The sequence below is a fragment of the Micromonospora sp. ANENR4 genome (assembly GCF_015354395.1).
Lineage (GTDB): Bacteria > Actinomycetota > Actinomycetes > Mycobacteriales > Micromonosporaceae > Micromonospora > Micromonospora aurantiaca.
The window spans coordinates 1-20,250 of sequence record NZ_JADKYQ010000015.1; the positions used below are offsets into that span (position 1 = coordinate 1).

The window sequence follows — 20,250 nt, forward strand, 5'->3', positions numbered from 1 at the left end:
CGGGGGGATCTCTCGGCTGCTCGCGGGGGCGGGGCCTCTACGCGGCGCCGGAAGCATGTCCAACGACCTGCGACCCGGCATCATTCCCGGGCCGGCTCACGCCGTCGGAACCGTGTTCAACGACCAGCCCGCCGGGATGATTCCCGGGCTCACGGACGCCGCCCGGCTCGCGGGGCACGGCTGGTCCTCGGTCGTTCACCCGTCTACAACGCCACCCACCCGCCGACGATTCCGCCGCCAGAGTGCCGCCCACCACCCCCGAACCGGACACCCCCACCCACACGCCCCCCGACCTGCCGCGCCTCACCAGCACCTCGGATCCCTCTCGCCAGCGCGGTCTCCCATCACCTGGGACACATGGCCGTTTCCCGAGAGCATCCGCAGAGCTTGGTAGGAAAGTGCCCCCATAGGGGCCGTTTCGCACCAAGTCTCCGGACAGCTCGGGTCGCCAGGCGGGAGGGGGGGCAGGCGGCAGAGTGGCCGCCCCGCCGGCATCCTCTGCATCGCCTGCACGGCTCGCACCACACGCACCCGCCCCCACTTGGTCGATCATGAGGTTGGCGGCGACAAACCGGACACCGAACGTCGTCAACTTCATGATCAACCAGGTCGGGGCGGGTTCGTGAACTCCGGGGTGGACTCGTCGACCTTGGAGTTGTGGCACCTCGCGAACTGCGCTAACCGGGCATCCGAGGCGCCACAAGTCCAAGATCGAGGGTGACCGGACGGCGCGGGACAGGTTGGGGCGGGGTGTTGCTCAGTGACGGGAGGGCTGGGTTCTGCCGTTGGCAGATCCGCTGACCGTGAAACAGGGCAGCCGTACCCGACGCGCGGCGGCAGGCTGGGGCCTATGCGACTTCTCATGCTTGGTGGTACGGGCTTTGTCGATGGTGCGGTCGTGGCCGAGGCGGTACGCCGCGACTGGCAGGTGACAGTGTTCAACCGGGGTGTGCACGGGCGGGTGCCGGACGGCGTACACCGGTTGCGGGGTGACCGGACCGCGCCGGACGGGCTGGCCACGCTCGTCGGCGGTGAGTGGGACCTGGTGGTGGACACGTGGGACGGCGCGCCCCGCGCGGTACGGGACGCGGCGGCGGCGCTGGAAGGCGCGGTGCCGCACTACGTCTACGTGTCCAGCGGATCGGTGTACGCGCCACCCGTCGCGCCCGGCAGCGGCGAGGAGGCGCCGACAGTGGCGGCCGACGCGAACGCCGACGACGGTGACTACCCGGCGAACAAGGCCGGCGGGGAACTCGCCGCGACGCGGGTGTTCGGCGACCGGGCGCTGCTGGCACGCGCCGGGCTGATCCTCGGGCCGGGGGAGGACATCGGGCGGCTGCCGTGGTGGCTGAACCGGGTCGCCCGGGGCGGGGACGTGCTGGCGCCGGGGCCGCGTGACCTGCCGATCCAGTACGTGGACGTCCGGGACCTGGCGACCTGGCTGCTGGACCGGGGTGCCGAGGGCGTCGGCGGGGCGTACAACGTGGTGGGTCGCACCGGGCACGCGACGATGGGTGACCTGCTCGACGCGGCGGTGACGGTGACCGGGTCGGACGCGAGGCTGCGGTGGACCGCGCCGGAGCCGCTCCTGGCCGCGGGGGTGGAGCCGTGGAACGACCTGCCGGTGTGGATTCCACGCGGGCACGAGTACCGCTGGATGCAGGAGCGGGACGTGGAACGGGCGTACGCGGCGGGGCTGGTCTGCCGGCCGGTGACCGAGACGGTCGCCGACACCTGGCGGTGGCTGCGCGAGGTGGGGCGCGTGCCGGACCGGGCGGGGCGGCCGGCGCGCGCACCGGTCGGGCTGGCGCCGGAGCGGGAGACGGCCCTGCTGGCCGCGCTCCCGGCCTGACCGGGGAACAGCACCGTACGGCGGACCTGGGGCCCGCACAGGCGGCCTGAGCCCGGCCGGCGCGGGCGGGCGGGGCGAGCACTCCCGGCCTGGCCTGCGGAGGGATACGGGTCAGGCCGGCACGACCGGCAGGTCGAGCACCTCCTCGACCGAGCGGCGCGGGGTGGCACGACCCGGCTGGCCGTACCCGATCCGCATCACCATCTGCGGGGTGCCGAACCGGCCCAGCGACATCCGCAGCGCCTCACGCGCGGCCGGCACCTCGATCGGCTGGGACAGCATCGACACGCTCAGCCCGGCGTCGGTGGCGGTGAGCAGCACCCGCTGCAGCGCCTGTCCGGCCAGGATCTGGTCGGCCGAGGTGTTGCCGGCCGAGCCGAGCACCGCGACCAGCGGCTCCGGCTCGAAGTCGCGACCGGGGGCGCGGTTGCGTCCGCCGAAGCCGCGTTGCGGCAGCAGGTCCTGCGGTTCGCTCTGCGGCCCGCCGGCGCCGGTCGGCACGCCGTCCGGGGCCGGCTCGGAGCGGATCCACTCGGCCCGCTCGGCCACGTAAGCGGGGTCGCGTTCCAGCACGCGGTGGGCGCTGCGGGCGACCTCGGCGACCGCGTTGACGGCGCTGGTGCCGATCACCAGCTCCAGCCAGCACTGCTCGGCGCGGGCCGCCTCGCCGAGCCGCCAGCGGGCCTCGGCCGGCACCGGGTCGGGCCAGAACGGTGCGCGGTTGCTGAACCGGTGGCCGATCGCCCCGTACAGGCTCTGCTCGACCGGGGTGGGACGGCGCGGCACGTCCGGCACCAGCCGGGCCACGACGTCCGGGTCGGCGGGGTACGGGCGCAGCCGCACAGTGGCCGGGGTGCCCGCCACGGCGAGCGCCAGGCGCAGGTTGAACAGGGCCGCACCGGCGGCGATCCGCGCGCCCCAGCCGGTCGGGTCGGTGGCGGGCAGGCCGCGCAGCGGGTCGACGGAAACCTCGATGCCGCCGTCGACGAGCCGGAACCGCCACGGCTGGGTGTTGTGCAGTGACGGGGCCCGGACCGCGTCGGCGACCGCGGCCCGCAGTTGCTCGGCGGTGTATTCGGTCGTCATGGTGCTGCTCCCTCTCGTGCGGCGCCGGCTCCCCCGGCCGGGTACACCACTACGGTGCGTCAGGGGACGGCGCGGTGAGCAGGGCCGGAGGTCCCCACCTGGGCCCGGCCGTCGGTCCCGGCCGGCGCGCGCAGGACGGGACTTTCGACCCGTGCTACGGGGGCGGGAAAGCGGGTAGAAAGGACGGATGATCCGGGTGTTCCTGCTCGACGACCACGAGGTCGTCCGTCGTGGCCTTGCCGACCTGCTCCAGAGCAGCGGCGACATCGAGGTGGTCGGTGAGTCCGGCCTGGCCCAGGAGGCGGCGCGCCGCATTCCGGCGCTGCGCCCCGACGTGGCGATCCTCGACGCCCGGCTGCCCGACGGCAACGGCATCGACGTCTGCCGGGACGTCCGCGCCGTGGACTCCTCGATCAAGGGCCTGATCCTCACCTCGTACGAGGACGACGAGGCGCTGTTCGCCGCGATCATGGCGGGCGCCGCCGGGTACGTGCTCAAGCAGATCCGCGGCACCGACCTGGTGGACGCGGTCCGCCGGGTGGCGGCCGGGCAGTCGCTGCTCGACCCGGCGATCACCACCCGTGTGCTGGAGCGCATCCGCAGCGGTGTGGAGCAGCCGCGGGAGCTGAAGTCGCTCACCGAGCAGGAGCGGCGGATCCTGGAGTACGTGGCGGAGGGGCTCACCAACCGGGAGATCGCCGGGAAGATGTTCCTCGCCGAGAAGACGGTGAAGAACTACGTCTCCAGCGTGCTCGCGAAGCTCGGCCTGGAGCGGCGTACCCAGGCGGCGGTGCTGGCCACCCGCCTGCTCGGCAAGAACACCTGACGGCTGTCAGTCGAGCGGGGCGCTCCAGCGCACCTCGGTGCCGCGCGGCTCGGCCCGGCGCAGCGCGAACTCGCCGCCGAGCCGCTCGGCCCGTTCCCGCAGGTTGACCAGCCCGCTGCGGGCCGCCTCCGGGTCGCAGCCGATCCCGTCGTCGGTGACGGTGATCTCGACCCGGCCGGAGTCGACGCGGACGCGCACCGACACCCGGTCGGCCTGCGCGTGGCGTACCGCGTTGGAGAGCGCCTCGCGCAGCACGGCGGTGAGTTCTCCGCGCAGGTCGTCCGGGACGGCGCTGTCGATCGGGCCGATCAGTTCCAGCTCGGGCCGGTAGCCGAGCGACTCGGCGGCCACCTCGATCGCCTCGCGGATCTCGGTGCGCAGCGCCGCGCTCATCGGGGTGCGCAGCTCGAAGATGGTGCGGCGGATGTCGCGGATGGTGGCGTCCAGGTCGTCGACGGCCTGGTTGATCCGCTTGGCGGCCTCGGGGCGGGCGTTCATCGCGCCGCTCTGCAGTTGCAGGCCGGTGGCGAACAGCCGCTGGATCACCACGTCGTGCAGGTCGCGGGCGATGCGTTCGCGGTCCTCCAGGACCACCAGCAGTTCCCGCTCCTCCTGCCCGCGGGCGCGTTCCATTGCGAGCGCGGCCTGCCCGGCGAAGCTGGCGAGCAGCGCGAGGTCGTCGTCGGCGGCGGGCCCGTGGTCGGGCCGGTAGCCGATCACCAGGACACCGTGCAGCGTGTCCGCGGCGGCGAGCGGGGAGACGACTGCGGGCCCGGCGACCACCGGCCGGGGCCAGGGCGCCGCGGCGGCGAGGTCGTCGACCTGGTCGTGGCGGCCCTGCGTGACTGATGCGGCGAAGCTGGTCTCGGCGGCCGGCAGCACGGCGCCGACCAGTTCCCGGGTGACCGGGTCGGCGCCGTCGACGACCTCGACGGTGAACTGCGCCTCGTCCTCGTCGTAGAGCAGCACCAGCGCCAGTTCGGCCTCGGCGACCTCGCGGGCACGGCGGGCCACGAGCGTCAGCGCGTCGGTACGGCGTACCTCGCCGAGCAGCACCGAGGTGATCTCCGCGGCGGCGGCGAGCCAGCGTTCCCGCCGGTGCGCCAGCGCGTAGAGGCGGGCGTTCTCGATGGCCACGCCGGCCGCGGCGGCCAGCGCCACCACGATCTCCTCGTCGTCCTCGGTGAACTCGGCCGCGCCCTGCTTCTCGGCCAGGTAGAGGTTGCCCCAGACGTGGTCGCGGATGCGTACCGGCACGCCGAGGAAGCTGTGCATGGGCGGGTGGTTCGGCGGGAAGCCGTACGACTTCGGGTGCTTGGTGATGTCCGGCATGCGTACCGGTTTCGGCTCGTCGATGAGCAGACCCAGCACGCCGCGGCCGTGCGGCAGCTCGCCGATCTTGGCGTGCAGCTCGGGACTGATGCCGTGGACGATGAAGTCGTGCAGCATGCGGTCGGGGCCGATGACGCCGAGCGCGCCGTAGCGGGCGCCGGCCAGCTCGCACGCCGACTGCACGATCCGCTGCAGCGTGCTGCGCAGATCGAGGTCGGACCCGATGCCGACGACCGCGTCCAGCAGGGCCCGTAGCCGCTCGCGGCTGGTCACCACCTCGCCGACGCGGTCGAGCATCTCCTGGAGCAGTTCGTCCAGGCGGACACGGGACAGCGGGGTCAGCCCGAGCGACGGCGTGAGGTGCTCGTGCGGGGACTGAGGTGCGGCGGCCACCGGGCGATGGTATCGCCCGGTGGCCGCCGTGATCGAGACCGGTCAGGCGAGCCGGTCGCGGACCGCCGAGGTGTCGACCGTCTGCGTGACGTCCAGCCGGGGCGTGTGCGGCGGTCCGGCGTGCGTCGGGTCGGCCAGGCCGAGCCGCATGCTGATGTACGGGAACCCCAGGCCGGAGAGCATCTGCCGCAGCACCTCGCGGGTGCCCTCGACCTCCACCACGCCGGACAGCGGCACCAGCGACACCCCGTGCCGGGTGGCGGTGAGCCAGGCGGCGGAGAGCGCCTCACCGGCGCGCAGCCAGCTCATCAGCTCGTCGTCTGAGCCCCACAGGATCCCGTACACGGCGGCCTTGTCGTGGCCGGGCCCGATCGGCAGCGAGCCGGCGCGGCCGAAGTCGCGGGCCGGAACGGTCGTCTGCGGGGCCTGCTCGGGCAGCACCTCCGGCGGCAGCCCGGTGCCGGTGCCGGCCCGGCTGGTCCAGTACGCCAGTTCCTCGCGCAGCTCCGGGCTGTCCGCCTCGACGGCGGCGGCCTGCTGGGCGGCGGCGGCGAGCTGGATCTTCTGGGTGTCGTCGAGCAGTTGCAGGTTCACGCCTTCCAGCGTGGCGGCCCGGTCGATGTCGTTCAGCGCGTCGGTGGGGATCGGCTCGTCGCTGACCGGCCGCCGGTCGGTGTGCCGCACCTGCATGCACTGCACGACGCGCATGGCGTCGGGGTCGGCGCCGGTGTGCTTCAGGCTGGTGATCCGGGCCAGCAGGTCGGGTTCGGCCGGGTCGGGCAGCCGTTCCACCACCGGGGTCCAGCCCTCGGCGGCCAGCGCCACCCGGGCGTGGTGCAGCGCGGCGCCGCAGCTCACCACCAGCAGGTGCCCTTCCGGGTCCAAGGCGCTGAGGTGCCGTTCGCGGACCACCCGCAGCTCCAGCGCGTCGGGCAGGACCGTCCAGTGCCACGGCTGCGTGTTGTGCACCGAGGGGGCGTGGCCGGCCATTCCGGCGGCCTCCGCGAGCGCGGTGGTCAACGGGCGATCGCCGGCCGGCGTCTCGTGGCTCATCGTCACGACCTTTCCTGTTTTCCCCATCGTGCCCCACGGGCGGGTGGGGACGCCGTTCCATCCCCCGGATTACCCGCATCGCCCTGCCCGTCCCACGTCGGGGCTGAGACGATCCACACGTGGGAACCGAGCCACGCGAGTGCGTACCCGAGCAGCCGGCCCGCGCCCGGCGGTGGGCCCGGGCCGAGTGGGCGCCGCTGGTGCTGCTCACCGTGGCCGTGCTGGCCGGTGCGGCGCTGTGGTTGGCCGGCGCGCACGACGCCGCCCGGCTGGTCTGGGCGGCTGTCACGGTGGTCGCTCTGGTGCCGGCGGCCTGGACGACGCTGCGCCAGCTCTGGCTGCGGCAGTTCGGGGTGGACGTCATCGCGGTGCTGGCGCTGCTCGGCGCGCTGCTGGTGCGGGAGTTCCTGGCCGGCGCCGTGATCGCGGTGATGGTCGCGACCGGGCGGGCGCTGGAGGAGTACGCCCAGCGCCGCGCCACCCGTGACCTGCGGGCGCTGCTGGAACGCGCGCCCCGGCAGGCTCGGCGGCGTACCCCGGACGGCGGGATCGAGGTGGTGCCGCTGGACCGCGTCGAGGCGGGGGACCGCCTCGTGGTCGGGCCGGGCGACGTGGTGCCTGTGGACGGCGTGGTCGAGGAGGCGGCGACGCTCGACGAGTCGGTGGTCACAGGCGAGTCGCAGCTGGTCACCCGCGCGGCAGGGGAGCAGGTCGCCAGCGGCGTCGTCAACGCGGGCGCCGGCTTCGGGCTGCGGGCCAGCCGCAACGCGGCGGAGAGCACCTACGCCGGCATCGTCCGCCTGGCCGGCGAGGCCACCGCCCGCAAGGCCCCGATGGTACGGCTGGCCGACCGGTACGCCGCCGCGTTCGTGCCGTTCACGCTGGTGCTGGCCGGGCTGGCGTGGCTGCTGTCCGGCGAGTTCACCCGGGCGGTCGCGGTGCTCGTGGTAGCCACCCCGTGCCCGCTGCTGCTGGCGACCCCGATCGCCGTGGTCTCCGGGCTGTCCCGGGTGGCCCGGCGCGGCGTACTGGTCCGCGACGGCGGGTCGCTGGAACAGCTCGGCCGCGCCCGTACCCTGCTGCTGGACAAGACCGGGACCCTCACCGCCGGGCGGCCCCGGGCGGCCGAAGTGGTGGTGGCGCCGGGCGGCGACCGGGACGAGCTGCTGCGGCTGGCCGCCTCGGTCGAGCAGCTCTCCCCGCACGTGCTGGCCGCCGCGCTGGTCCGGCAGGCCCGCGAGCGCGGGCTGGCGCTGGCCGAGCCGACGCAGGTCACCGAGGAACCGGGGCACGGGGTGAGCGGCCGCGTCGACGGACGGATGGTGCACGTCGGGCAGCTCGCCGGGGAACCGCCCGAGTGGGCGGACCGGCTCGGTGAACGCGCCGAACGGGCCGGGCGTTCCGCGGTCTGGGTCAGCGACGACCAGGGGCCGCTCGGCGCGATCCTGCTGGAGGACCCGGTCCGCCCGGACGCCCGCCGGACTGTGCGGCGGCTGCGCGAGGCGGGCCTGGAGCGCCTGGTCATGGTGACCGGCGACCGCCCGGGCACGGCCCGGCAGGTGGCGCAGATCGTGGGCGTGGACGACGTGATCGCGCGGTGTTCGCCGCAGGAGAAGGCCGATCGGGTACGCGAGGAGTCGGCGCACGCGGTGACCGTGATGGTCGGCGACGGCGTGAACGACGCGCCCGCGCTGGCCGAGGCGCACGTCGGTGTGGCGATGGGCGCGACCGGGGCGACCGCCTCGGCGGACGTGGCCGACGCGGTGCTCACCGTGGACCGGCTGGACCGGCTCGCCGACGCCGTCGAGATCGCCCGGTACGCCCGCCGCATCGCGGTGCAGAGCGCGACCGTCGGCATGGGACTGGCGGTGCTGGCGATGCTGGTGGCCGCGGCGGGCCGGCTGCCCCCGGTGGCCGGCGCGTTCCTCCAGGAGGGCATCGACGTCCTGGTGATCCTCAACGCGTTGCGCGCGCTCGGCGGCGGCCTGCGGCGGCGGGACCTGCCGGCGCACACCCGCGAACTGCTCGACCGGTACGCGGGCGAGCACGGCGGCGTCCGCGACGTGCTCGCAGGGCTGCGGGACACCGCCGACATGGTGGCGACCCGCCCGGACGACCCGGCGTGCCTGCCGGCGCTGCGCGAGGTGCACCGGCGCCTGGTCGACGAGGTGCTGCCGCACGAGGCGGCCGAGGACCGGCAGCTCTACCCGGCGCTGGCCGGGCCGCTCGGCAGCGACGAGGCGACCTCAACGATGAGCCGGGCGCACGTGGAGATCGTGCGGCTGGTGGAGCGGATCGGCGGGCACCTCACGGCGCAGCCGGACGGCCGGCTGCGCCGTGACGAGGTGCCCGATCTGCTGGCTGCGCTCTACGGCCTGGACGCGGTGCTGCGCCTGCACCTGGCTCAGGAGGAGGAGGACTACTTCTCGCTCAACCCGGAGGACGGCTCGACCGCGTCCGGCCGCTGAGTCAGCGCTCGCGTACCACGGCGACCGGGCAGTGCGAGTGCTGGATGAGCTGCTGGCTGACCGAGCCGAGCAGCATGCCGCGCAAGCCGCCCCGGCCCCGGCTGCCGACCACCACGAGTTGCGCGGACCGGCTCGCCTCCACCAGCAGCGCGGACGCGCTGCCGGGTACCGCCTCGATCTCGACCGGCACGTCGGGGAAGCTCTCCCGCCACGGCGCCAGTTCCGCCTCGGCGGCGGCCCGCTCGCTCGCGGCGACCTGCTCCGGGTCGAAGTCCGGCGGCACCCACCTGTCACCAGGCGGCTCCCAGGCCCGCAGCACCCGTAGCGGCACGTCCCGCTGCGCGGCCCGCTCGACGGCGAAGCCGAGCGCCCGCAGCGCCGACTCCGAGCCGTCCGATCCGACCACCACCGGCCCGGACGTGGCGGCCTGGCCGTCGCGGACCACCACCACCGGGCAGTGGGCGTGCGCGGCGACCGAGACCGCCGTGGAGCCGGCCAGCAGCCCGCCGAAGCCGCCGTGGCCCCGGCTGCCGAGCACCAGCATCCCGGCGTCGGCGGACCGCTCCTGGAGCACCAGCGCGGGCGGCCCGTCGAACACCTCGCCGTGCACGGTCAGGCCGGGCCGGTCGGCGGCGGCGTCCGCCGCCGCCTTGCGGACCAGTTCGTCGACCTGCTGCCGGGCCGCCTCGTCCGGCCACACGCCGGGTGCCACGCCGGGGCCGATCCAGCCGGTCACTGTCAGCCACTCGAAGACGTACGCCAGGCGTACCGGCCGCCCCGACCGGCCCGCCTCGTCCAGCGCCCAGTTCAGGGCCACCGACGCGTCGGCGGACCCGTCGTAGCCGACCAGGATCTCCTCGCCGCTCATTCGCCACTCCTCAGGGCCGGGTCGTTCTCGCGGATCCAGCGCCACTCGGCGACCCGGGGGTCGTCCTCGCCGTAGCGCCGGGTGTAGTCGCGGCAGGACTGGCGGGCGTCCACCATGTCCTGGCGCAGGTGCGCGGCGCGCGACCGCAGCCCCGGCACCCGGTCGATCACGTCGATGACCAGGTGGAAGCGGTCCAGGTCGTTGAGCATCACCATGTCGAACGGCGTCGTGGTGGTGCCCTCCTCCTTGTAGCCGCGCACGTGGAGGTTCTCGTGGTTGGTCCGGCGGTAGGTGAGCCGGTGGATCAGCCACGGGTAGCCGTGGTAGGCGAAGATGACCGGCTTGTCGCGGGTGAAGATGGTGTCGAACTCGTTGTCCGGCAGGCCGTGCGGATGCTCCGACGGCGGTTGCAGGCGCATCAGGTCGACCACGTTGACGACCCGCACCCTCAGGTCCGGCAGGTGCCGGCGCAGCAGGTCGACGGCGGCGAGCGTCTCCAGCGTCGGCACGTCGCCGGCGCAGGCGAGCACCACGTCCGGCTCGGTGCCGTCGTCGCTGCTGGCCCAGTCCCAGATGCCCAGGCCGCGGCGGCAGTGCTGGATCGCCTCGTCCATGGTCAGCCAGTTCGGCGCGGGCTGCTTGCCGGCCACCACCACGTTGATGTACTGCCGGCTGCGCAGGCAGTGGTCCATCGTGGACAGCAGGGTGTTGCCGTCCGGCGGCAGGTAGACCCGGACCACCTCGGCCTTCTTGTTCATCACGTGGTCGATGAAGCCCGGGTCCTGGTGCGAGAAGCCGTTGTGGTCCTGGCGCCACACGTGGCTGGACAGCAGGTAGTTCAGCGACGCCACCGGCTCCCGCCACGGGATGTTCCGGGTCACCTTCAGCCACTTGGCGTGCTGGTTGACCATCGAGTCGACGATGTGGATGAACGCCTCGTAGCTGGTGAAGATGCCGTGCCGGCCGGTCAGCAGGTAGCCCTCCAGCCAGCCCTGGCACAGGTGCTCGGAGAGCACCTCCATCACCCGGCCGTCGGGGGAGAGGTGGTCGTCGCCGGGCACCTCGGCACCCACGAACGCGCGGTCGGTCACCTCGAACGCCGCGCCGAGCCGGTTCGAGGCCACCTCGTCCGGGCCGAACAGGCGGAACGTCTCCGGGTTGCGGGCGATCACGTCGCGGACCCAGGGGCCGAGCACACCGGTCGCGCCGGCCATCGGCTCACCCGGCGTCGGTACGTCGACCGCGTAGTCGCGGAAGTCCGGCAGTTCCAGGTTGCGCAGCAGCCGGCCGCCGTTGGCGACCGGGTTGGCGCTCATCCGGTGGTCACCTGTGGGCGGCAGGCCGGCCACCTCGGCGACCGGGCCGCCGGTGGCGTCGAACAGCTCCTCCGGCCGGTAGCTGCGCAGCCAGCGCTCCAGCTCGGCCAGGTGCTCCGGGTTGTCCCGGACCTCGGAGATCGGCACCTGGTGGGCGCGGAACGTGCCCTCGACCTGCTTGCCGTCGACCCGGTTGGGACCGGTCCAGCCCTTCGGCGTGCGCAGGATGATCATCGGCCAGCGGGGACGCTCGACGTGCTCGCCGGAGCGGGCCCGGCGCTGGATCGCGGCGATCTCGTCGAGCGCGCGGTCGAGCGTGCCGGCCAGCAACTGGTGCACCGTCGCCGGGTCGTCGCCCTCGACCACGTACGGCTCGTAGCCGAAGCCGCGCATCATGTCCCGCAGGTCCTCGGCGGGGATCCGGTCCAGCACCGTCGGGTTGGCGATCTTGTAGCCGTTGAGGTGCAGGATCGGCAGCACCGCGCCGTCGCGGGCCGGGTTGAGGAACACGTTCGACAGCCAGCTCCCGGCCAGCGGGCCGGTCTCCGCCTCGCCGTCACCGATCACGCAGGCCACGAGCAGGTCCGGGTTGTCGAACGCGGCGCCGTACGCGTGGCTCAGCGCGTACCCCAGCTCGCCGCCCTCGTGGATCGAACCCGGCACCTCCGGCGCCACGTGGCTCGGGATGCCCCCGGGGAAGGAGAACTGCCGGAACAGCCGCTGCATGCCGGTCTCGTCCCGGGGGATGTGGTGGTACAGCTCGCTGTAGGTGCCCTCCAGCCAGGTGTTCGCCACCAGTGCCGGGCCGCCGTGGCCGGGGCCGGTGACGAAGATGGCGGACAGGTCCCGGTTCACGATGACCCGGTTGAGGTGCGTGTAGAGCAGGTTGAGCCCGGGGCTGGTACCCCAGTGGCCCAGCAGGCGAGGCTTGACGTGCTCAGGCCTGAGCGGTTCGCGCAGCAGCGGATTGTCGAGCAGGTAGATCTGGCCGACGGTCAGGTAGTTCGCCGCGCGCCAGTAGGCGTCCAGCCGGCGCAACTCGGCTTCGGTCAGGGGGCTGTGCAGGTTCACCGCGGTGTCCATGCTGCCTTAGCCTCTCGTGGCTCGGGGTCGGCTGCCACTCGGGGACCACGTCTTCTCCCCGGCGCGTCCAGCGTCGTCCCCATCGGGGGTCGCCGGTCAGGGCCGTAGGTCCCGCCTCGCGCGGGCGTCATGACCCGTCCTCCGCACCTGCGGCGACTCCCCGCACCACGATCAGCGGAGCCGGCGAGTGGTAGAGCAGGGACTGGCTGACCGCGCCCAGAGTGGACCCTACCGGCCCGTCTCCCCAGGCGGCGACCACCGCGAGCTGCGCGGCGCGGGACCGGTCGAGCAGGACGGACTTCGGGTCACCGTGGACGGTCTCGCAGTCGGCGGCGACCCGGGGGTACCGCCGGGCCGTCCGGGTGACCGCCTCCTCCAGCCGCCCGTCGACGCGGTCGCCGGACTCCGGCTCGATCACCCGGACGGCGAGCAGGCGGGCACCACGGTGCTGCGCGCAGTCGAAGGCGTACCCGAGGGCGGCCTGCGAGCTGGGTGATCCGTCGAAGCCGACGAGCAGCGGCCCTGGTGGGGCCGGCTGGGTGCGCCCGACCAGCACCGGGCAACCGGCCCGGGCGGCCACGTCCACCGCCGGCGTGTCGGCCGGTACGCGGTCCGGGTGGGCGGACATGCCGCCGTCACCGAGCGCGATCAGGAACGCGGTGTCGGCGACCCGCAGCAGCGCCTCGACCGGCGAGCCCTCGACGATCCGGCCGCTGACCGGCACCCGCGGCGCGCACTCGGCAACGACCTGCCCGGCGTGCTCCAGCACGTTCTCCGCGTCCGTGCGGGTGCCACCGGCCGGGGCCGGGCCGGGCGTGGCGGCCCAGTTGAACGCGTGCAGCAGGTGCAGCGGCCGGTCGTGGGCGGCGGCCTCGGCGGCGGCCGTGCGGACCACCGTCAGGTCGGCCTCGGACCGGCTGACGCCGACCACCACCGCGCCGTGGCTGGGTGCGGCCACCCCGGCTCACCTCCCGACCCGTGCTTTTCACTCACCGTAGTCGCGGGACCGGGTGCGCCGGAGCGGGTCGGCGGAACTGGCGGTCAGCGCGGGGCGGGCAGCGCCGGGTGGACGCGCAGTACGACGGCTGTGGCGTTGTCCTCACCGCCCTCGTCCAGGCTGGCGGCGAGCAGGGCCTCGACGGTGCGCGCCGGGTCGCGCCGCGCGGCGAGCAGGTCGCGCAGCCGGTGGTAGCCGAGCTGGTCGCTGATGCCGTCGGTGCACAGCAGCCAGGTGTCGCCACGGCGCAGTGGCACGGCGAGCAGGTCCGGTTCGGGGCGGTCCGGGTGGCCGACGTAGCGCAGCAGCTGGTAGCGCGCCCGGGCCGCCTCCGGCGAGTCGGCCGGCCACCAGCCGTGCAGCAGGCCGAGCCAGGCCATCGTGTGGTCGACGGTGACCAGTTCGAGCAGCCCGTCGCGCAGCCGGTACGCCCGCGAGTCGCCGAGCTGCACCAGCCAGCCCTGCTCGCCGTCCGGCTCGACCACGAGCGCGGTGAGCGTGCACCCGGTCAGGCCCGGGTGCGCCGCGCCGGCCTGGCGTACCCGCCGTTGGGTATCGGCCACGGCGGCGCGCAGCGCGGCGGCGCCGACGGCGGGCCAGTCGGCGCGGACCCGCGCGGTGAACGTCCGGGCCGCCGTCGTGCCCGCCACGCGGCTGCCTTCGCCGTCGCCCATCCCGTCGCAGACCACCGCGAACGGCAGCTCGGGGTCGACGTGCAGCACGTCGTAGTTCTCCGGGTAGCGGTGCCCGACCACGCTGCCCCCGGCGATCTCCAGGGTGAGGCGGCCGGCGGTGAGCCGGCGCGCGGACTCGACCGGCCGGTCCAGCGGACGGCGGCGGAACACCAGCGGACCGTAACACCGGGACGGGCCGGGCAGCGGCAGGCCGGGTCGCCTGTCAACCAAGGTTGACAGTTGGGTGCTGTCAACCTACATTGACAGCATGAGTCAGGCGACGGAACTCGCGGCGGCGGCCGGCAGCACCGACCCCAAGGTCGGCCTGCGTGCCGTACTCGCCCTGCGCCGGCTGCTGGAGCGGCTCGAGGTGATCCAGGTCGACAACGCCCGCCGGCAGGGCTGGTCGTGGCAGGAGATCGCCGACGCCCTCGAGGTCAGCCGGCAGGCGGTCCACAAGAAGCACGCCGGACGACCGGCGGTGCGCGAGAGCTGGGAGGCGTGATGTTCGAACGATTCACCGACCGGGCCCGCAGCGTGGTGCACCACGCGCTCGACGAGGCCCGCACCGAGGGACGGCGGCCGGTCGGCACCGAGCACCTGCTGCTGGGCGTGCTCGCCGACCGCGACAACCTGGCGGTACGGCTGCTCGCGGCCGGCGGCGTCGAGGCCGACGCGCTGCGTGCCGCGGTGGCCCGCCACACCGCGCAGGGCGTGGACGGGCTCGGCGCGGCGGACGCCGCGGCGCTGCGCGAGATCGGCATCGACCTCGCCGCGATAGTGGCCCGGATCGAGGAGTCCTTCGGCCCCGACGCGCTGCGCGAGGCGACCCCGCGTCCGCGCCGGTGGTGGCGTCGTGGGCCGCACCACGGCACGTTCTCGCCCCGCGCCAAGAAGGTGCTTGAGCTGTCGCTGCGCGAGGCGCTGCGGCTGCGTCACCGGCACATCGGCACCGAACACATCCTGCTCGGCCTGCTGCGCGAGGGGAACGGCCCGGCCGCCGTGGTGCTCACCGAGGCCGGGGTGGACATCGACGACCTGCGGCGGCGCGTCGACGCGGCGCTGCGCGAGGCGGCCTGACCCGCACCCGGATTTCAAACCTGTTTGCGGTCCTCGCAACGTCCCGCTGCGCCGGGTCGCCGTCACGCCCCGTGTCCTGCACACTGACGCCGTGGACGGTGCAGACGACAAGCGCCCGGTGAACGCGGAGAACCGCACCCCGCGCTCGGCAGTGGTGGTCAACCCGGTGAAGGTGGCCGACCTGGACGAGTTCCGCCGCACCGTGGACGGCGCGCTCGCCGCCGCCGGGTGGCCGGCCCCGACCTGGTACGAGACGACGGTCGAGGACCCGGGCCGCGGGCAGGCGGAACAGGCCGTGAAGGCGGGCGCGGAGGTAGTCTTCGCCTGCGGCGGCGACGGCACGGTGATGGCCTGCGTGACCGCGCTGGCCGGCACCGACGTGGCGCTGGCCGTGCTGCCCCAGGGCACCGGCAACCTGCTGGCCGCCAACCTCGGCCTCTCGAACGACCTGGCCGCCGGGCTGGAGGTCGCCGTCGAGCGCGGGATGCGCCGCCTCGACGTCGGCGTGGTCGGCGACAAGTGCTTCGCGGTGATGGCCGGGATGGGCTTCGACGCCCAGATGCTCGACTCCACCTCCGAGACCACGAAGAAGCGGATCGGCTGGCCCGCGTACGTGGTGGGCGCCGCCCGCCACCTGCGCGACCGGCCGATGCGGGTCTCGGTGCGCATCGACGGCAAGCCGCCGCTGCGCCGCCGGGCCCGCTCGGTCCTGGTCGCCAACGTCGGGCGCCTGCAGGGCGGGGTACGCCTGCTCACCGAGGCCGAACCGGACGACGGCTGGCTCGACGTGGCGGTGCTGACGCCGCGTACGCTGCGCCACTGGCTCGCGATGGGCTGGGCGGTGCTGCGCCGCCGCGACAGGGTGCCGGGGATGGAGGTGTTCCGGGCCCGCTCGGTCGAGATCACCAGCACCCGGGCGCAGCCCCGGCAACTCGACGGCGACCTGATCGAGCCGGGCCGCTCGCTCAAGGCCACCATCCGGCCCGAGTCGCTCTGGCTCTGCGTACCGCGCCCGGAGGAGCACCCCGACCTGGCGGTGGACGCCGACGCGGTCGGTGAGCGCGGAGAGCACCTGGTCGAGGAGGCCCGCCGTGAGTAGCACCAAGCTGGTCCCCGAGACCCGGTTGATGACCGAGAACGAGCTGTCCGCCGACGACGCCTGGCACACACTGCGCCGGCACGGCGGCTGGTGCCTGCTGCGGGACGCGTTCATCCGGTTCCGCTACGGCGACGGGTTCAGCCACTCGCGGGCGCTGGCGTTGCAGCTCTGCCTGGCCGTGGTGCCGTTCCTGATCGCGCTCACCGGCCTGATCACCGACCTCGGCGTGGACGAGGGCGGCAAGGTCGTCGCCGACACGGTGCTGGCCATCACGCCCGGCCAGAGCGAAGCCATGGTGCAGGACCTGCTGACCGACAGCGAGCGCACCGAGGACGCCGGCGAGCTGGCGCTGACCCTCGGTCTGCTCACCGGGCTGGTCGCGCTGACCACCACGATGGCGCAGATCGAGCGGGGCGCCAACCGGATCTACGGCGTCGAGCGGGACCGCCCGGCGCTGGCGAAGTACCTGCGCGCCGCGATCCTCGCGGTGGTCGCCGGCGTGCCCGCGCTTGCGGGCTTCCTGATCCTGGTCGGCGGCCGGGCGATGGGCGAGTCGGTACGGCGGCACTACGAGTGGGGCGACCTCGCCATGGCCGGGTGGGACGTGATCCGCTGGCCGCTGAGCCTCGGCCTCACCGTGCTCGCCGTCGCGGTGCTGTTCCGGCACGCACCCCGGCGTCGCCAGCCCGGCCTGTCCTGGCTCTTCTTCGGCGCGTCCATCGCCATCGCGATCTGGTGGCTGGCCAGCCTGCTGCTCGCCGCCTACGTGAAGTACAGCGGCGGATTCGGCCAGACCTACGGCGCGCTGACCGGCATGATGGCCCTGTTGCTCTGGGCCAACCTCACCGGGATCGCGCTGTTCGGCGGGCTGGCGTTCGCCGCGCAGCTCGAAGCGATGCGCATCGGCGTGGAGGAGCCCGCCAAGCCGGACCTGTGGGAGCCGGAGGCGCAACGCGAGGAACTTTTCGACACCGGTGAGATGACCTCGCTCTGACGCCGCGCCGGTACGGCGTGAGACGCCGCGCCGGTGCGGCGTGTACGGGACACGCCGATCGGGTACAGCGCGCCTCGCAGAAGAACGAGGGAGGTGCGGTGTGACCGCGGTCAAGGAAGCCGGGCGCCGGCCGCTGGGCCATTTCGCCGAACGGAGCCTCGCGGGCCTGCTCGCCGTGGCCGGCGCGGGAGTCGGGTTCGGCGTGCTGCTCATGCTGGTCCGGTTCCGGTGGAGCCCGCTGGGCGACGCCGACCACGCGGTGGCCGAGTGGTTCAACAACCTGGTGGCGCCGCACGGCCCGCTGGTCACAGTGCTCCAGGCGATCACCGACCTGGGCGGACGGCCGGTGTTGATCTGGCTGGTCACCATCGCGGTGGTGGGCCTGCTGATCCGCCGCCAGTCCCGGCTGGCGGTCTACCTGATCGTCACCGGCGCCGGCGGGCTGATCCTCGACCCGTCGCTCAAGGCGCTGGTCGGGCGGCTGCGCCCGGTGGTGGACGTGCCGATCGCCAGCGCGCCGGGGAACAGCTTCCCCAGTGGCCACGCGCTCGGCTCGTTCGTCGCGTACGGGGCGCTGCTGCTGGTGTTCCTGCCGGCCATGTCGCCGCGCTGGCGCAAGCCGGCCATCGCCGTCGCCGGCGTGCTGATCTTCCTGGTCGGGCTGACCCGGATCGCGCTGGGCGTGCACTTCGTGTCCGACGTGATCGGCGGCTGGCTGCTCGGCGCGGCCTGGCTCGGCGTCACCGCGTACGCCTTCCGGCTGTGGCGGCGCGAGCGCGGCCGGCCGGTGCCGCCGCTGCGCGAGGGACTGGAGCCGGAGGCGGGCGAGGACCTGGCGCTCGCGCCGGACGAGGAGAAGGTGCTGGAGCACCCGCGCTCGGCGGTGGCCGAGCTGCTGGTCGGCTGGGTGCTCGTCTTCGGTGTGCTCTACGCGTTCGGCATGTTCGTCAGCTACCACGCCAAGGGCACGTTCTTCGACACGCTCGACACCGAGGTGCCGCGCTGGTTCGCCGAGCGGCACACCGACGCGCTCACGGAGCTGAGCTGGTGGTGGAGCAAGTTCGGCGACACCCACGCGATCCTGCTGGTGTCGCTGGTGTTCTGCCCGATCGTGCTGGCCGTGTGGCGGCGCTGGCGGCCGGTGCTGTACGTGGTGCTGGCGATGTTCGGCGAGCTGAGCCTGTTCCTGGCCAGCGCCCGCGTGGTGGACCGGCCCCGGCCGCCGGTGGAGAACCTGGACGGGCAGATGCCCACCTCGTCCTTCCCGTCCGGCCACATCGCGGCGACCATCTGCCTCTGGGTGGCCATTGCGGTCATCGTGTTCCCGCGTACCGACAGGTGGTGGCGGTGGCTGTTCGTGGGCACGGCCGTGCTGATGCCGGTCGGCGTGGCGACCTCCCGGATGTACCGGGGCATGCACCACCCGACCGACTTCATGGGCGCGATCCTGCTCGGCGCGCTCTGGCTGTCGCTGCTGTACTGGGTGATCAAGCCCAACGCCGACGTCCACGAGGGCAACCGGCCGGCGATCGAGTCCGAACAGGTCGACGAGCTGGACGACGAGCTGGCCAAGGCCGCGCGGCCGGACTGAGCCGATGCTGCGGGTGATGACCTGGAACATCCGGACCGGCGGGCGGGACGGCGGCGGCGCCGACCGCCGGGACCGGATCGTCTCGGTCGTCACCGCGCAGCGTCCCGACGTGCTGGCCCTGCAGGAGCTGCGCGGCATGGACGCCACGCTGGACGGCCTGGCCGACCGGCTCGGGATGGCGGCGTACCCGGCCCGGTCCTGCTTCGGTCAGCCGGTGGCGGTGCTGGTCCGCCCGCCGCTGCGGGTGCTGCGTGCCGGCCGGGTCCGCCGCCCGTTCCACCACGCCGCCGCCCGGGTGCAGGTCGCCACCGGCGCGGGACCGCTGACCGTGCTGAGCACGCACCTCTACCCCTACTCGGGTGGGCGGCGGCGGATGGAGGCGGACTGGCTGGCCGCCGCGCTGCGGCGTACCGGGGGAGACCTGGCCCTGCTCGCCGGGGACATGAACACGCTGGAGCCCGCCGTGGACCACACCGCCCGGCTGGCCGGGCTGGCGACGGCGTACCGGCGGCGGCACCTGCGCCGTGACGGCCGTACGTTGGACACCCGCGCGGTGGCCCGGCTGCTCGACGCCGGCCTGGTGGACCTTTGGCCGCGGTCCGGTGGCGACGAATCCGGCGGCCTGACCGTGCCGACCCGGCACGGCGGCGTCGAGTTCGCCGGGATGCGGCTGGACTACCTGCTCGCCACCCCGGCGCTGGCCGACCGGGTACGCGCGGTGCGGGTGGTCCGCGACGGTGACGCGGACACGGCGTCGGACCACTATCCGGTGCTGGCCGACGTGGACGTCACGGCCGGCTGAACGACCCGGACGCCAGGTCGGCCACCACGAAGGCCACGAAGATCAGAATGACCGCCTCGCTGACCAGCCAGGAGTGCCTGTCGGTCCAGGAGCGGAACACGGGCAGAAGCCGGTCCGCGCGCTCGCCGAACAGCAGCAGCGCCAGCAGCGGAAGCGCCAGCAGCAGCACGGTGAGCGCCGTGAACGGCAGCAGATGCCACCACGGGCGGCCGTGCCCGGCCATGCTGCCCGCGACCGACGCCATGACCAGCTCGTCGCTCGGCACCGCGACGGCGAGCACCAGCCCCAGACCGAAGGCGTAGGTGGGCCGCGGGTCCTGCAACCGGCGCAGCCACCCGGGCGGCCGGTCGCGCCGCCGCCTGCGGAACGTGACGACCATGAGGACGGCCAGCAGGCCCAGCACGATCCAGTCGATGAGCCGGCGGCTGCCGCCCACCCCGATGCCGTGCACGGCGGTGTGCCGTACCACCCGGAACGCCGCGTACCAGAGCGTCAGCGGCCCGAGGACGCCGATCGCCACGCCGCCCAGGAAGGCCGCCGAGCTGCGCCGCGGATGGTGGCCGCCGGCGAGGACGACGGCGCTGACGAGCTTCGACCCGGCGACCATCTCCAGCGCCAGCGGCAGCGTGGTCAGCAGGGGCATGCCCCATTCTGGTGCCGCCGTCGCGCGCGCCGGGCCGGGTTCTACAGGACCAGGTTGAGCAGCACGGTGAGCACCACCGAGGCGACGATCGAG

General features: G+C 74.1%; 17 protein-coding genes. 9 read left to right on the top strand and 8 right to left on the bottom strand.

The window, feature by feature from the left end:
• The first annotated feature begins 850 nt into the window (after positions 1-850).
• A complete protein-coding gene (locus tag IRY44_RS24500) occupies positions 851-1,852 on the top strand; it encodes an NAD-dependent epimerase/dehydratase family protein (RefSeq protein WP_194802570.1) in 1,002 nt (333 codons plus the stop codon).
• A 111-nt stretch (positions 1,853-1,963) separates the two neighbouring features.
• On the opposite strand, the gene IRY44_RS24505 is transcribed toward IRY44_RS24500, so the two are convergent.
• A complete protein-coding gene (locus IRY44_RS24505; protein WP_194802571.1) occupies positions 1,964-2,938 on the bottom strand; it encodes a nitroreductase in 975 nt (324 codons plus the stop codon).
• 187 nt (positions 2,939-3,125) lie between these two features.
• Between IRY44_RS24505 and IRY44_RS24510 the strand changes: the two genes are divergently transcribed.
• Complete coding sequence (locus IRY44_RS24510; protein WP_013284884.1) at positions 3,126-3,764, top strand: response regulator transcription factor; 639 nt, start codon at positions 3,126-3,128, stop codon at positions 3,762-3,764.
• A 6-nt stretch (positions 3,765-3,770) separates the two neighbouring features.
• Here IRY44_RS24510 and IRY44_RS24515 read toward each other — a convergent pair whose 3' ends face one another.
• Together IRY44_RS24515 and IRY44_RS24520 are read right to left on the bottom strand one after the other, a co-directional pair.
• Positions 3,771-5,438, bottom strand: a complete 1,668-nt coding sequence (locus IRY44_RS24515; protein ID WP_194802696.1) for a GAF domain-containing sensor histidine kinase — start codon at positions 5,436-5,438, stop codon at positions 3,771-3,773.
• 93 nt (positions 5,439-5,531) lie between these two features.
• Positions 5,532-6,569, bottom strand: coding sequence for a nitroreductase (locus IRY44_RS24520; RefSeq protein WP_370585004.1), 1,038 nt, complete (start codon positions 6,567-6,569; stop codon positions 5,532-5,534).
• Positions 6,570-6,661: 92 nt separating this feature from the next.
• Between IRY44_RS24520 and IRY44_RS24525 the strand changes: the two genes are divergently transcribed.
• Positions 6,662-9,010 (top strand): heavy metal translocating P-type ATPase, encoded by a 2,349-nt coding sequence (locus tag IRY44_RS24525; protein WP_194802573.1) that lies wholly within the window; start codon positions 6,662-6,664, stop codon positions 9,008-9,010.
• Between the two features lies 1 nt (position 9,011).
• Here IRY44_RS24525 and IRY44_RS24530 read toward each other — a convergent pair whose 3' ends face one another.
• From IRY44_RS24530 to IRY44_RS24545, 4 genes are all read right to left on the bottom strand, one after another.
• Positions 9,012-9,878 carry a universal stress protein gene (locus tag IRY44_RS24530; RefSeq protein WP_194802574.1) on the bottom strand — a complete coding sequence of 289 codons (867 nt, stop codon included), beginning with the start codon at positions 9,876-9,878 and terminating at the stop codon, positions 9,012-9,014.
• Complete coding sequence (locus IRY44_RS24535) at positions 9,875-12,277, bottom strand: phosphoketolase (RefSeq protein WP_194802575.1); 2,403 nt, start codon at positions 12,275-12,277, stop codon at positions 9,875-9,877. Before IRY44_RS24535 ends, IRY44_RS24530 begins: the two co-directional genes overlap by 4 nt.
• A 127-nt stretch (positions 12,278-12,404) precedes the next feature.
• Positions 12,405-13,235, bottom strand: a complete 831-nt coding sequence (locus tag IRY44_RS24540; RefSeq protein ID WP_194802576.1) for a universal stress protein — start codon at positions 13,233-13,235, stop codon at positions 12,405-12,407.
• Between the two features lie 83 nt (positions 13,236-13,318).
• Positions 13,319-14,119 carry a PP2C family serine/threonine-protein phosphatase gene (locus IRY44_RS24545; RefSeq protein WP_194802577.1) on the bottom strand — a complete coding sequence of 267 codons (801 nt, stop codon included), beginning with the start codon at positions 14,117-14,119 and terminating at the stop codon, positions 13,319-13,321.
• Positions 14,120-14,216: 97 nt separating this feature from the next.
• Between IRY44_RS24545 and IRY44_RS24550 the strand changes: the two genes are divergently transcribed.
• The 6 genes from IRY44_RS24550 (at position 14,217) to IRY44_RS24575 (ending at position 19,514) form a co-directional block, all read left to right on the top strand.
• Complete coding sequence (locus IRY44_RS24550) at positions 14,217-14,453, top strand: HTH domain-containing protein (protein WP_030275209.1); 237 nt, start codon at positions 14,217-14,219, stop codon at positions 14,451-14,453.
• A complete protein-coding gene (locus tag IRY44_RS24555) occupies positions 14,453-15,028 on the top strand; it encodes a Clp protease N-terminal domain-containing protein (protein WP_194802578.1) in 576 nt (191 codons plus the stop codon). The genes IRY44_RS24550 and IRY44_RS24555 overlap by 1 nt, the downstream gene beginning before the upstream one ends.
• 91 nt (positions 15,029-15,119) lie before the next feature.
• Entirely contained in the window at positions 15,120-16,127 is a 1,008-nt protein-coding gene (locus tag IRY44_RS24560; protein WP_194802579.1) for a diacylglycerol kinase family protein, read from the top strand.
• The gene (locus IRY44_RS24565; protein WP_194802580.1) at positions 16,120-17,121 is read left to right on the top strand and encodes a YihY/virulence factor BrkB family protein; all 1,002 of its coding nucleotides are present in this window, start codon (positions 16,120-16,122) and stop codon (positions 17,119-17,121) included. The genes IRY44_RS24560 and IRY44_RS24565 overlap by 8 nt, the downstream gene beginning before the upstream one ends.
• A 100-nt stretch (positions 17,122-17,221) precedes the next feature.
• Positions 17,222-18,712: a phosphatase PAP2 family protein gene (locus IRY44_RS24570; RefSeq protein ID WP_194802581.1), complete on the top strand. Its 1,491-nt coding sequence runs from the start codon at positions 17,222-17,224 to the stop codon at positions 18,710-18,712.
• 4 nt (positions 18,713-18,716) lie between these two features.
• Entirely contained in the window at positions 18,717-19,514 is a 798-nt protein-coding gene (locus tag IRY44_RS24575; RefSeq protein WP_194802582.1) for an endonuclease/exonuclease/phosphatase family protein, read from the top strand.
• On the opposite strand, the gene IRY44_RS24580 is transcribed toward IRY44_RS24575, so the two are convergent.
• Positions 19,501-20,157: a GAP family protein gene (locus tag IRY44_RS24580; protein ID WP_194802583.1), complete on the bottom strand. Its 657-nt coding sequence runs from the start codon at positions 20,155-20,157 to the stop codon at positions 19,501-19,503. The genes IRY44_RS24575 and IRY44_RS24580 overlap by 14 nt on opposite strands.
• Positions 20,158-20,250 lie beyond the last annotated feature (93 nt).